The 12,442-nt window shown below is 59.6% G+C and carries 11 protein-coding genes and 2 pseudogenes; 5 read left to right on the top strand and 8 right to left on the bottom strand.

Annotated elements, in window-relative coordinates; genetic code table 11:
- Position 1 precedes the first annotated feature (1 nt).
- From DIR46_RS00095 to DIR46_RS00105, 3 genes and pseudogenes are all read left to right on the top strand, one after another.
- A pseudogene (locus DIR46_RS00095) lies at positions 2 to 919 on the top strand (IS3 family transposase); the annotation flags it as partial.
- A 3-nt stretch (positions 920 to 922) separates the two neighbouring features.
- Positions 923 to 1,471 (top strand): annotated as a pseudogene (locus tag DIR46_RS00100) (cation diffusion facilitator family transporter); the annotation flags it as partial.
- Positions 1,468 to 2,064, top strand: a complete 597-nt coding sequence (locus DIR46_RS00105; RefSeq protein WP_109343447.1) for an SIS domain-containing protein — start codon at positions 1,468 to 1,470, stop codon at positions 2,062 to 2,064. The pseudogene DIR46_RS00100 and the gene DIR46_RS00105, both read left to right, overlap by 4 nt.
- Positions 2,065 to 2,233: 169 nt before the next feature.
- On the opposite strand, the gene DIR46_RS26170 is transcribed toward DIR46_RS00105, so the two are convergent.
- The 7 genes from DIR46_RS26170 to DIR46_RS27015 form a co-directional block, all read right to left on the bottom strand.
- A complete protein-coding gene (locus DIR46_RS26170; RefSeq protein ID WP_162819324.1) occupies positions 2,234 to 2,587 on the bottom strand; it encodes a four-helix bundle copper-binding protein in 354 nt (117 codons plus the stop codon).
- Positions 2,588 to 2,884: 297 nt separating this feature from the next.
- Positions 2,885 to 3,163: a hypothetical protein gene (locus tag DIR46_RS27810; RefSeq protein WP_109343448.1), complete on the bottom strand. Its 279-nt coding sequence runs from the start codon at positions 3,161 to 3,163 to the stop codon at positions 2,885 to 2,887.
- Positions 3,164 to 3,443: 280 nt separating this feature from the next.
- On the bottom strand, positions 3,444 to 3,665 hold the full coding sequence (locus tag DIR46_RS26175; protein ID WP_162819325.1) for a hypothetical protein: 222 nt from the start codon (positions 3,663 to 3,665) through the stop codon (positions 3,444 to 3,446).
- A gap of 44 nt (positions 3,666 to 3,709) precedes the next feature.
- Positions 3,710 to 4,552: a 3-deoxy-8-phosphooctulonate synthase gene (gene kdsA / locus DIR46_RS00115; protein WP_109347845.1), complete on the bottom strand. Its 843-nt coding sequence runs from the start codon at positions 4,550 to 4,552 to the stop codon at positions 3,710 to 3,712.
- Between the two features lie 97 nt (positions 4,553 to 4,649).
- Positions 4,650 to 5,369, bottom strand: a complete 720-nt coding sequence (locus tag DIR46_RS00120) for a ZIP family metal transporter (protein ID WP_109343449.1) — start codon at positions 5,367 to 5,369, stop codon at positions 4,650 to 4,652.
- Complete coding sequence (locus DIR46_RS00125) at positions 5,366 to 7,528, bottom strand: heavy metal translocating P-type ATPase (RefSeq protein WP_229446437.1); 2,163 nt, start codon at positions 7,526 to 7,528, stop codon at positions 5,366 to 5,368. The genes DIR46_RS00120 and DIR46_RS00125 overlap by 4 nt, the downstream gene beginning before the upstream one ends.
- Before the next feature lie 81 nt (positions 7,529 to 7,609).
- Complete coding sequence (locus DIR46_RS27015) at positions 7,610 to 8,233, bottom strand: hypothetical protein (protein WP_229446438.1); 624 nt, start codon at positions 8,231 to 8,233, stop codon at positions 7,610 to 7,612.
- Between the two features lie 232 nt (positions 8,234 to 8,465).
- Between DIR46_RS27015 and DIR46_RS26180 the strand changes: the two genes are divergently transcribed.
- Positions 8,466 to 9,236: a WD40/YVTN/BNR-like repeat-containing protein gene (locus DIR46_RS26180; protein ID WP_162819326.1), complete on the top strand. Its 771-nt coding sequence runs from the start codon at positions 8,466 to 8,468 to the stop codon at positions 9,234 to 9,236.
- 192 nt (positions 9,237 to 9,428) lie between these two features.
- Here the strand turns inward: DIR46_RS26180 and DIR46_RS00130 are convergent, their stop codons facing one another.
- Complete coding sequence (locus DIR46_RS00130; RefSeq protein WP_109343450.1) at positions 9,429 to 11,912, bottom strand: heavy metal translocating P-type ATPase; 2,484 nt, start codon at positions 11,910 to 11,912, stop codon at positions 9,429 to 9,431.
- A 94-nt stretch (positions 11,913 to 12,006) separates the two neighbouring features.
- Here DIR46_RS00130 and cadR point away from each other — a divergent pair, with 94 nt between their 5' ends.
- A complete protein-coding gene (gene cadR, locus DIR46_RS00135) occupies positions 12,007 to 12,435 on the top strand; it encodes a Cd(II)/Pb(II)-responsive transcriptional regulator (protein ID WP_162819327.1) in 429 nt (142 codons plus the stop codon).
- Positions 12,436 to 12,442 lie beyond the last annotated feature (7 nt).

Consider the following 12,442-nt stretch of genomic DNA (forward strand, 5'->3'; position numbering starts at 1 on the left):
GGAAGGCATCGGCCTTCTTTGCCCGCGAGCTCAAATGAGCTATCGGCTCATCGATGAGCTGCAAACGAAGGCCGTACCTGTCGCACAAACCTGTCATCTCCTTGGTGTTAGCCGGGCTGGATTTTACGAAGCCAAGCGTCGTGCAAATGCGCCGATGTTTTGCAAAGCGAGCGTGCATTTGCGTGCCGCGTTCATAAGCAGCGGCCAAAGTTACGGCAGCCGTCGGCTTGTCACGGCACTGGCCAACAGAGGCCTGCAGGTCGGGCGTTACAAGGTGCGCCGCCTGATGCAACAGGCCTGCCTGAAGCCAGTCTGGAAGCGCAAATTCGTACACACGACCGACAGTAAGCATGCCCTCCCGGTTGCGCCGAACGTCCTTGCCCGACAGTTCAACCCGGCAGCGCCCAATCAGGCTTATGTCTCGGATATCACGTACATCCGTACTGGCGCAGGCTGGCTCTACTTGGCTGTCGTGCTCGACCTGTTCTCGCGCAGAGTCGTGGGCTGGGCAATGGCGCCGAGCATGCCAGCTGCCTTGGTTTGCGATGCCTTGCGCATGGCGATCCAAGCTCGGCGACCAGCGGCCGGACTGGTCGTCCACTCCGACCGCGGCAGCCAATATGCAAGCGACCAGTACCAGGCGTTGTTGACCGAGCATGGCTTCGTTTGCTGCATGAGCCGCAAAGGCAACTGCTGGGATAACGCCGTCGCTGAACGCTTCTTCTTAAATTTAAAGATGGAGCGTGTCTGGCAGCGCAATTATGCGAACCAAGCCGAAGCCAAGCTTGATGTGGCCAACTACATCGCCCGCTTCTACAACTGCGAGCGCTTGCATTCTGTATTGGGCAATCTGCCGCCCAGCGTCTATGAACGCGCAATGGCAGAGAAAGAACTTATCGCTGTGTCCGAAATTACTTGACCACTACACATCAAAGGTGCTTACCTCGAAGTGTGGAGCGATATGCTCGGCTCGATCGGTGTCATTATCGGCGCTCTCGTCATTCGTTATACCGGCTGGGGTTGGGTGGATTCGTCTATTGCCGTGGCTATTGGCCTCTGGGTCTTGCCGCGCACTTGGACCCTACTCAAGGCAAGCATGAATGTGCTGCTCGAAGGCGTGCCCGAAGGACTTGGCATCGGCGAGGTTAAGGAGACGATCGCGGCTGTGCCAGGTGTCGCTAGTGTGCACGACCTGCATGTCTGGTCGATTACAAGTGGAAAATCGAGTCTGACAGTACACGTCGTGCAGCGTGAGGATGTCACCGATCCACAAGCCCTGTTAACGACCATTCGCCAGCTCGTCGCGGACAAGTACAACATCCACCACTGCACCGTCCAGATCGAAACGAGCCCCTGTGAGGAAGCACTGGAGGAGCATCGATTTGGCCCCGCTGGTGGTAACGAGCACGCCGACCACATCGATCATGCGGAGCATCCTGAACAAGAAGAACACGAAGGAGAAAAGCGATGATCGACCATATTCGGAGTAATCTGATTGAGGCACGCAATGCGCTTGACAGCCTCATTAACGACAGCGTCCAGCTTGGCAATATCGAGGCGGGCGCGGCCCTCCTGATCAACGCGCTCGGCAGCGGCCGACGGGTTATCTCTTGCGGAAACGGTGGCTCGATGTGCGACGCAATGCACCTGGCCGAAGAACTGTCAGGACAATTCCGCGAGAACCGCCCCGCAATGGCGGCGGTGGCGATCAGCGACCCGAGCTATATCAGTTGTGTCGCCAACGATTATGGGTACGAACAAGTGTTTGCCCGGTTCGTTGAGGGAAACGGCGCTGCAGGCGACATTCTTTTCGCGATCAGCACAAGCGGTAGCAGCCCATCGGTTGTCCTTGCCGCGCGGGCCGCCCGCGCAAAAGGAATGAAGGTCATCGGATTGACTGGGCGGCCAAAATCACAGCTCGAGCAATTTGTCGACGTAATCGTCTGCACGAGCGCGGGACGATATGCTGACCGGGTTCAGGAGCTCCACATCAAGGTCATCCATATCCTGATCGAGCTCGTAGAACGTAGTCTGCAACCGGCGAACTATCCGCCAAAGGAGTAAGCCGGAACCGATGTCGCAGCGTCAGCTAAGTGTTGTGGACGCACTACCAGAACATTGTTCCCTGTCTGGATACCCGGGCGACTACTATCGATTTCATCCCATAGGCATCGACCAGGTTGACTTGGACTTCCGGTATGCACAGATGCAACGGTGGATAGCGCCTGGCTTCTTACATATCACGCTCACGGGCATGTTTGTCGCATGCAGCTGCACAGGCTTCGCATGCTGCTTTACATGCGGCGCAATGTGCATGCTTGTCAGCATGCGCTGCACATGCCGCTGCACAGGCCCTGCAAATATGCGCACAGAGCGTGCAGAAGTCGCCGTGATGCTCCGACCCGCGCGCCAGCGCATTCATCGTTGCGCTGCAAATGTCGGCGCAATCGAGATTGATCAATGCACAATTGGCTTCGCCGCCTTCGCGAATGTCAGCCGCAGCACACGCCTGGGCAGCATGGATGGCTTCTTCACATGCCTCGATACAGGCTTGCAGATTTTTCTCGTGCGTAGTGGTAGTTTGCATATGGTCCTCCTTGGAAAGTTAAAACGGATGGTTCTCAGGCGTTCACAAGGATAGACCTACACGTAATAATTATGCGCGGAATTGCAAGTTGCCTCAGCGCCAACAGAAGGCGTATATAGTGTTTTCGTTTCTTACGGTTCGAATTGTCATCGTCGTTTTGTGCTCGACTGTGTTTACGAAAGCAAAGCCGTCATCGTTGCATTTGGCCGGAGCGGTCCGCCACCTAAACACGGCCTAGATGCGGCTCGATGCAAACGTATATGGCAGGATGGGAACCAGCTCGGTGACCCGCGTATTCTAGATATCGCGACTGGTGAATATCCGGGGATGTGAGACTTGTTCGCCCAGGAGAAAGTACAACATGACTGCTGCCAGATAGAGAGCCGCGTAAACGGTATATACCTTTTGGCGGGGTGCAGCATGCCGGTGGAGCAGATAGAAGAATATCGATCCGGCAATGGCCGCAGGGAGAAGGAAGATTGTCGTAGCGCGGTGATGCAGCCAGTAAATGGGTATGATTCCTCCAATCATCTCTGCGAGGAACGTCAAGAAATAGAGCAAATATAGGCGAATCATCTTGCACGCCAAAGATCAATTTGCTCGATTCTATCCTGAAGCAACGGGCTGCGCTTGCACTGCCCTGCAGCCAAACGGCCGCGGATCTCTTCGCGACGGGCTGAAGGTGATAGCACTTAACCTCATGCACGGATCACCGTCAACTGGACGAAGGGCTGGCTGCCGCGCGGAGCCGCGCCGCCTGGAATTGGCGCGGTCGCAGGATGCACTGACTAAACCGCCCTTTGTCCCTGAGCCTGATGGCCCAGTTGATTCGACATAGACCTGCAGAGCCTTCCGATCACGCCGGTCCCCGCTCGACATCACCTGCATCCGTTTCGCCCCCGCTTTCGATATCGGCGCGGTTTGCCGAGCCCTCGGAATCTTCGACGCTGTCGATCACGGGAGATGCATCGCTATCGACGCGCTCGACATCGGCATCAACGTTTTCCGTTTCGCTCTCAGGACGCTTAGGATCGTCTGGCGACGGAGCAGGGACTTGCGCACGTTTTTTTGTTGCCATCAAATTCTCCAAAATCCGACTCGGATGAAAGTTTCACTATTGATCTACCCAATTTCAATCGGTTGCAAGGACTTTATTAGGTCGTCCATTGCCTTCAATTGCGAAAGAAATGCTTCGAGGACGTCGAGGGGCAAGGCGCTGGGCCCATCGCATTTTGCGGAATCAGGATCGGGGTGGGCTTCCAGGAAGATTCCGCCCAGGCCCACGGCAACTCCAGCACGGGCTAACTCCACGATTTGCCCACGCCTTCCTCCAGAAGTCGAACTCATCGGGTCACGCTGCTGCAGTGCATGGGTTACGTCGAAAACAAGTGGTATGCCGGGACAGGCCTTCTTCATCACGCCGAAACCCAGCATATCGACGACGAGGTTGTCGTATCCGAAGCAGGTGCCGCGGTCGCACAGCATGACCTGATCGTTGCCGGCCTCCTTGAATTTTTCGACGATTAAGGCCGTCTGCGCTGGACTGAGGAACTGAGGCTTCTTGATATTGATAACCCGCCCCGTTTTTGCCAGCGCAATAACGATGTCGGTCTGCCTGGCCAGGAACGCAGGCAACTGCAGCACGTCTACGGTTTCGGCGACGACGGGAGCCTGCGCCGGTTCGTGAATATCCGTGAGGAGCGGGACCCCAAAGGTCGTTTTGACTTTCTCTAACATACGCATGCCGGACTCAAGTCCAGGGCCACGGAACGAATGTATCGACGATCGGTTCGCTTTGTCGAAGCTGGCCTTGAACACATAGGGAATACCCAATTTGTCGGTCACCCGAACGAATTCTTCGCAGGTACGAAGCGCTAGCTCCAGCGATTCTAGTACATTAATTCCGCCAAACACCACTAACGGAGCGTCGTTTCCTATCTTTACACTCTCAGCAATTTTGATCATCAGCATTTTTCCTTTATGCGACAACACTTCGCAAATGCGCAGGCGATTCAAAGGCACCGCGCGGCCGGATTATGGGTTTTTTTGGCCGCAGCCTGCCTCATATCAACATATCGATCATGAACAGCAGGATGAATCCGAGGAAGAACATCGCCGTCTGGCCAGGCGTTTCCTTACCTTCGTGTGCTTCTACCAATAACTCCTCGGTAACCAGATAAAGCAATGCGGCCACACCGAACGCCAGCAAGGCATCGATAAACACCGGGGCCACGCTGTTGAGGATGACAGCGCCGGCGCCCGCCCCTGCCAGCACCCCAGTACCGAGGATCCCGGCAGTAACGCCTATCCTGATCGATGTCTGGCCTGCAGCACGCAATGAAGTTGCGCATGAGGCGCCAAGAAAGAATGTCTCGAGCACCAGGCCGATTGTCAACAGCAGGCCTTGCTTCTCGCCCGCCGCGAATGACAGCCCGATCAATGCGCCGTCGAGGACGACGTCAACGCCCAGCGCGGTTAGCAGCGCGCGCGGATCGCGCCCCTCCTCGTTGCTCCCGCCTTTCTCGCTCCACCATTTCAACCCTAGCATGAAGGCGACGCCAAACGAGAATCCGATTAAAGTGGGCCAAGGCAGGCGCCGATGCATCAGGTCCGGCAACAACTCGACAGCCAGGACGCTGAAGACCGTACCAGCGGCAAAATGTTGAACCGCGCTGCGCAAGCCAGCGCTCGGTTGCTTGAGGAGTGAAAGCAGCGCGCCGGCCAGGATGGCGACGGCAGGGAGCGTCGCATACAGCATCACTTTCGACAAGGTCGCTGTCAAGATGATGCCTCCTTCGAGCCGGTGTGATGGAGATCCGAAGATCGAGACGTGCTCTCCTCTAAACCTGCTGCTATGGTTGTGTCGACGGCTCCCCTCGCGACGTCTGGGTAGGCGAGCAGGCGTAAGGCGTTGATCACCACCAGCAAGGTTGAGCCTTCATGGAACAGGACGGCAGTGCCGATATTCAGGCCGAAGATCGTCGCCGGAATCAAGACGGCGACCACGCCCAGGCTTACCCATAAATTTTGCTTGATTACGCGCCTGGTGCGGCGCGACAGGCCGACCGCGAACGGAAGCTGACTGAGATCGTCGCTCATCAAAGCAACATCGGCGGCCTCGAGTGCGACGTCGGAGCCGGCCGCGCCCATGGCAATGCCGACGGTCGCGTTCGCCATCGCCGGCGCATCGTTGACGCCGTCGCCGACCATTGCGACCTTGCCGTGGCGCTCGCGCAAAGCCTTGATTGCCTCGACTTTCTGTTCCGGCATCAGGTCGCCCCGGGCTTCGGTCAGTCCCACCGTGCGGGCGACGGCATCCGCCACCTGCTGATTGTCGCCCGAGATCATCACCAGGCGTTCGATGCCAAGCTCCCGCAACTGCGCCATCACGCCAGGCGCCGCCACACGCGGCGTGTCCATGACGCCGATGACCCCCAGGAAGCGCGAGCCCTTCCTGACGATCATCGTGGTGCGCCCCGACTGCACCAGTTTCTCGTTGGCAGCGGCTAATTCGGGTGGCAGTAGCATGCCGTCCAACTCGCTGAACAGTACCGGCTTCGCAATATAGACAGTCTCGCCATCGACCGTTGCCTGGACACCGCGGCCGGCGAGGCCACGCACATCGTCGGCACGGGCCGCAACAGTGTCGGGTTTGAGCCGGTCACGCCCGCCTTTGACGAGCGCCGATGCCAACGGGTGGTCGCTGTGCGACTCGACCGCCACGACCAAGGCCAGCAATTCGTCCTCGGTTACACCGCTTGCTACGATTACGTCCGTCAGCTTCGGCCGCCCTTCGGTCAAGGTTCCGGTCTTGTCGAAGGCAATCGAATTGAGGGTGCCGAGGTTTTCCAGCGGGCCGCCCCCTTTTACCAGCACGCCGCTGCGCCCGGCCCGTGCCACGCCCGACAGCACGGCACTGGGTACCGAGATCGCCAGTGCACATGGGCTCGCGGCTACGAGCACCGCCATCGCGCGGTAGAAGCTGGCCGAGAACGGCTCGTCGATCACCAGGAAGGCGAGCATGAGCAGTGCCACAAGCACAAGGATGACCGGGACGAACACACGTTCGAACTTGTCGGTGAACTGCTGGGTAGGCGAACGCTGCGCCTCGGCTTCCGCCACCATCTGCACAACGCGGGCCATCGTCGACTGCGAAGCAAGGCGTGCCACCATCACTTCCATCGCGCCGGCGCCGTTGATGGTGCCGGCAAATACGCGGTTGGCTGCATCGACCCGGTCGAACGCGGTAATCGCGCCAGCGCCATCCTGGACCGGCGACTTGTCGACCGGGATGCTCTCGCCTGTCACCGGCGCCTGGTTGACGCTAGATGTGCCTTTGACGACCACGCCGTCGGCGGGCAAGCGTTCATTCGGCTTGACCAGCACAATGTCGCCTGGCACGAGGGAAGCCACCGGAACCTCTTCCAACGCTTCGCCGCGCTTGCGCACTGCCGTTTCTGGAGCCAGCTTGGCCAACGCTTCGATTGCTTGCCGCGCGCGCCCCATTGCAAAATGTTCCAGCGAGTGGCCGAGGCTGAAGAGGAACAGCAATAACCCACCTTCCGCCCAGTTTCCCAATGCGGCCGCGCCCGCGGCTGCGACCAGCATCAGCGTATCGATTTCGAAGCGACGTGCGAGCAGGTTCTCGAACGCTTCCTTGACTGTGAAGTAGCCTCCGAAGAAATAGGCGCCAACATACAAAGCCCGAGGCAGCCAGTCCGGGCCGGCATCGGCGCGATCGAACAGCCAGCCGGCCAGTACGCAGACGCCGGCGATGACGGCAAAAATGAGTTCCGTATGTTCGCCGAACACGCCGCCATGCACATGCGTATGTCCCGCATGGCCGCCCTTGTCATCGTGCGCATGTTTGTGCTCCGCATGGGCACCCTTATGCGCATGCGCGTGGTCGTGACCGGCGTGGTCGTCGTGATCGTGATCCATTGCCGCGCCCGCGCCAGTCAATTCCGTACCAAGGGAGCTGACCAGCTCTTCCAGCCGTGTTCGCGCCACGGTGGCGCGCTCTTATTCGACACGAATCCTGCCCGAGGCAGATACCTCGGCCTCCAGTACGCCTGGAATCTGGCGCAAACGCTGCGAAAAGAGCCGTGCGCTGCGCGAGTGGAGCGGCGAGGGCGTGCAGCCGACGTAGTGGGCGAACTTTTCGCTCAGTTGCGCACCGACAGCACTGACTAGTTCCCGCAGCCGCGACACAGCGATGACGGACGGGTCATAGTGCATGCACAGCAGGGGCGGCGATCCCTCTTGTGTCTTTATATGAACACGTTCCACTCCCGGGCGGCCTGTCAGCAGGCTGACGAGCCGCCCGATGCAAGGATCGCGCGCATCGTCTACTTCGGGCAGGATCAATGGCAATTCAAGCCGCACTCGTTCCGATTGTTCCATATAAGCTCTCATTGCTGGGAAACGCCAGAGTAATGTCGGCACCGGATATCGTCCGTATGCCAACGCACCGAAGCGGAACCAAGTCGCGACAACCGAGCCGGCCGTTATAGCAGGCAGGTGCCGACGCCAGACCGACGAATCATCAACCTCCCCTTGACGATTCTCGCTCGACAGCTTGGCTGGAGCGTCGTCGCGGCCGATTGTCAGCACGAATAGGGAATCTTCGCCCGGCAGTTCGGACATCACTCGCCGGAGACAGGGCTCACAGGCTGAGTCGGCTCTTTCTCTAGAGAACCATCCCTGAAAGGCACGTGCGACCCGCGGAACTGCTATCCTGTTCCCTACGGAAGCGGCGACGCGACGTGCGCTTAGCCCTGGGCTAACCCACCACACTGGCTGACCGGGACTATCGCCGAGGTATCCAGCAAAGCTTGAGCCGTACAACCTGCAGTGACTCGGCCGGGAACAAGACACCATGACTACGAGGCAGAAAAACGCACGTTTTTCGTGGCTGTTGGGCGTCGTGTTCATCTCTGTTCAGCTAACAAGCTTTTTGAAAGCGGCTGAACCGACTGGGCTACGCACGAGGCTAGCAACGATCGTGTCACTTGAGTTCGACGATGCCAGTCACACGCTCTGGAAAGCGACGGCAACATCGCTTGCTCGCAGCCGGGACGAGGGGCGCACCTGGATTCCGGTAGCATTGCCGGCCACCGCAACAGGTGACATTGCGGCGGTGTCGATCTCCGCAGGTGGCGCCAAAATGATCTACGTCGCCGTTGCCGGCTCAGGCGTGTTGCGTAGCCAGGATGGCGGGCGAACCTGGGCGCCGCGCAATAGGGGCCTACCTGCCATCACCGTTGTCACACTTGACGCACATTCCAGTCTGGCGCGTACCGTCTTTGCGTACATCGGTGGCAAAGGTATTTTCCGCAGCCAAGACGCCGGCACAAGCTGGCATCTTGTAGATCGCGGCCCCCGCGAAACGGTCGTACAACTCGTTCATTCGGGCATGCCGAGTAGAGTCGGAACTGGCTGGCTATTTGCAGCTACACGTCAGGGCGTGCGTCGCACGATGGACTGTTTCTGCGGATGGCATAACGCAGGCCGGCTTGCGACCGATCTACGCGTCGTGGCCACCGATGCCGCCTGGCGGGAACGCGTCTACACTGCCGGGTGCGAAGGATTGTTTATCAGTCCTGACGGCGGCGATGACTGGATCCGGATGAGGTCGCCCGTAGATTGATTACCGCGTTGGTGAGCACCCCTTCCGGAAAGCTGTACGGGGCAATGAACGGTCGCCTCATCCGCAGCACTGACCGAGGTGTAACCTGGGACTATATTGATGGGTGAGGAGCGCGTGTTGTCGCCCTCCCCATCGTTGTTATCTCTTGGCCCACAAAGCCCATCTAAGGTCGAGGCAATGGCCGCATGTAGCTCAGCCGGCTCGCAACGTCCGTCTGTTAGAGCCGGCGCCTGCCTGACCGCTGACCTGGCTGCGCGCTTCCCGCACTTTTAGCAGGCGGAACCCGTTGAACACCACCAGCAAGCTCGCTCCCATGTCTGCAAAGACGGCCATCCACAAGGTAGCCGAGCCGGCGATGGCCAAGACCAAGAACACTGCCTTGATCAAAAGGGCGGCAACAATATTTTGTTTGAGAATCACCGCCGCCTGCCTGCTCAAGCGAATGAACTGCGCAACCTTGCGCAGATCGTCGTCCATCAGTGCGACATCGGCTGTTTCAATGGCGGTATCCGTGCCCGCCGCGCCCATTGCAAATCCGATATCGGCCCTCGCCAGCGCGGGCGCATCGTTGATGCCGTCGCCGACCATGCCGACGGCGCCGAACCGTGCGATTTCGTCGTTGATGGCCGCAAGCTTATCTTCGGGCAGGAGATTGCCCCGCGCATCGTCGATGCCGACCTGCCGTGCGATCGCAGCCGCGGTCACGGCATTGTCGCCGGTCAACATAATGGTCCGGATGCCCAGCTGATGCAGCTGGGCGATCGCTTCGCGACTGCTTTCACGAATCGTATCGGCGACACCAATGACCAGTAGAGGTGCCTTGTCGTCACACAGGACAACTGCCGTCTTGCCCTCGCCCTCGAGCCTCGACAAGACTTCTTTCGTCTTTTCATTGCAGATGCCAAGTTCTTCGACCAGGCGGTGATTTCCGAGGTAGTACCACTTGCCGTCAACTTGCCCTTTGGTGCCGCGTCCGGGCAGCGCCTCGAATTCGCTCACCGGGGCCAGCGCGACCTTGAGCTCTGCCGCTTGCCAGTGGCGGCTGACGGCAGTCGATACCGCATGGTCGGAACGGTCGGCGAGTGCTGCCGCGAGCTGCAGGTGGGCATGGGCATCGCCTTGCAGTGGCAGGATGTCCGTCACCTCGGGCTTGCCCTGCGTGATTGTGCCTGTCTTGTCCAGCGCAAGGGAGCGAAGTTTGCCGCCCTGCTCCAGGTAGACCCCACCCTTGATGAGGATGCCGGCGCGCGCCGCGGCGGCCAGGCCGCTGACAACCGTGACCGGAGTCGAGATCACTAGCGCACAGGGGCAGGCGATCACGAGCAGTACAAGCGCCTTGTAAATCCACGGCATCCATTCGGCGCCCAGTAACAGTGGCGGAACAAGAGCGACGGCCAGTGCGATGGCAAACACGGCCGGCGTATAGATGCTGGAAAAGCGGTCGACGAAGCGCTGGGTAGGCGCCCGGCTGCCCTGCGCCTCCTCGACCGCCCGGATGATGCGCGACAGCGTCGAGTTGCTGTGTCCGGCGGTGACGCGGTATTCGAAGGAACCGGTTTCGTTGATCGTGCCGGCGAATACCTTGTCACCGACGGTTTTGGATACTGGCATGCTCTCGCCCGTGATCGGCGCCTGGTTGACCGACGATTGCCCCGACGTGACCTCTCCGTCGAGGGCGATCCGCTCGCCCGGTGCAACGCGCGCCAGCGCACCGACCGCGACGTCCGCAGCTTCTAGCTCGGCCCAGCTGCCATCCTCCTGGCGAATACTGAGCCGGTCCGGCGTCAACCCCATCAGGCCCTGGATGGCGTTCCTTGCCCGGTCGAGCGAACGTGCCTCAATCACCTCGGCCACCGCGAACAGGACCATGACCATCGCTGCCTCGGGCCACTGGCCGATCAGCACGGCGCCGGTGACCGCGATCGACATCAGCGCATTGATGTTGAGATTGCGGTTCTTGAGTGCGATCCAGCCTTTCTTGTAGACACCCAGGCCCGTCATCGCGATCGCAAGCACCGACAGCAGGATGACCGGCCACCAGTTCTCATCGCCCGTCGTCCACGCGATGATCTCGGCGCCTACTGCAGCTGCCAGTCCAAACGCAAGCATCGCCTGCTGCCGCTTCCGAGAAGCAGGGGCCGCCTTGCTGGTCCCTTCCTGCCCGGCATTGATTACAACGGCTTGCATGCCGATCGAGCTGAGCGCATCCTGAATGGCCGCCACCGGCCCGGAGTGCCTGACGCTCAGGCGGCGCTGGACAAGATTGAATTCGAGCTGTTCGACCTGGGACATGCCTGAGAGCTTGCCACGGATGAGCGATTCTTCACTAGGACAATCCATGTTCTCAATCCGGAACACGGTGCCGGGAAGCGCTGCGCTGTCGCCGGCAGCGCTTTCGACCACAGGATCCATGCCAACCGCCCGTACTGCTGCCAGGATTGCCTCTGGGTCGGCCAGGCTGTGTGCCACTTGCAGCCTGCGCTGGACAAGGTTGAATGAAAGTTCTCCGACCCCCGGCAGGCGCCCCAGTGCCTGACGCAGCAGCCCTTCTTCGGTGGGGCAATCCATCTGGTCGATGCGAATGACCAGCGAGCGGGCGTGAGCTGAGGGCAAGTCCGTTACCGAAGCGGCTGGCGCGGGCTGTGCGCAACAGGATTTGGTCTGGCATTCCGACATGACGACTCCTTGCGAAACTGTGTATAGTTCCCTATTGAATACCCTGTAGTATCTACAGGGTCAAGCGCCAAATTAACATATTGGGATTTTTTTCATGAAAATTGGCGAGCTCGCCAACCGTTCCGACTGCCCGGTCGAAACGATCCGTTATTACGAACGCGTCAGCTTGCTACCTCCCCCGGAACGCTTGCCGAACAATTATCGGGCCTACACCGAGCGCCACGCCGAACGCCTGCTATTCATCCGGCACTGCCGTGCCCTGGACATGACGCTCGACGAGATCCGGTTGCTGCTGGATTTTCGCGACCATCCGGAGCAGGACTGCATCGGCGTGAATGCCTTGTTGGATAAACACATCGGACACGTGGTGGAGCGCATTGCCGCATTGTCGGCATTGGAAGCACAGCTCAGGGAACTCAGGAGCCAATGCCCTGCCACCGACAGTACTAGCACCTGCAAAATCCTGCAGGCGCTCGGCGCTGACCCGTGCGCATCTCTTTCACCTGCCGCGCCCAAGGACTGACTTCGAC

It is taken from the genome of Massilia oculi (assembly GCF_003143515.1).
GTDB lineage: Bacteria > Pseudomonadota > Gammaproteobacteria > Burkholderiales > Burkholderiaceae_D > Telluria > Telluria oculi.

Bases quoted from the DNA above. Each gene is read 5' to 3' on its own strand.
- DIR46_RS00130 (WP_109343450.1), bottom strand. From the start codon at position 11,912: ATGTCGGAATGCCAGACCAAATCCTGTTGCGCACAGCCCGCGCCAGCC.
- DIR46_RS26170 (WP_162819324.1), bottom strand. From the start codon at position 2,587: ATGCAAACTACCACTACGCACGAGAAAAATCTGCAAGCCTGTATCGAG.
- kdsA (WP_109347845.1), bottom strand. From the start codon at position 4,552: ATGATCAAAATTGCTGAGAGTGTAAAGATAGGAAACGACGCTCCGTTA.
- DIR46_RS00125 (WP_229446437.1), bottom strand. From the start codon at position 7,528: ATGGATCACGATCACGACGACCACGCCGGTCACGACCACGCGCATGCG.
- DIR46_RS27015 (WP_229446438.1), bottom strand. From the start codon at position 8,233: ATGTCCGAACTGCCGGGCGAAGATTCCCTATTCGTGCTGACAATCGGC.
- DIR46_RS26175 (WP_162819325.1), bottom strand. From the start codon at position 3,665: ATGGCAACAAAAAAACGTGCGCAAGTCCCTGCTCCGTCGCCAGACGAT.
- DIR46_RS26180 (WP_162819326.1), top strand. From the start codon at position 8,466: ATGACTACGAGGCAGAAAAACGCACGTTTTTCGTGGCTGTTGGGCGTC.
- DIR46_RS27810 (WP_109343448.1), bottom strand. From the start codon at position 3,163: ATGATTCGCCTATATTTGCTCTATTTCTTGACGTTCCTCGCAGAGATG.
- DIR46_RS00105 (WP_109343447.1), top strand. From the start codon at position 1,468: ATGATCGACCATATTCGGAGTAATCTGATTGAGGCACGCAATGCGCTT.
- cadR (WP_162819327.1), top strand. From the start codon at position 12,007: ATGAAAATTGGCGAGCTCGCCAACCGTTCCGACTGCCCGGTCGAAACG.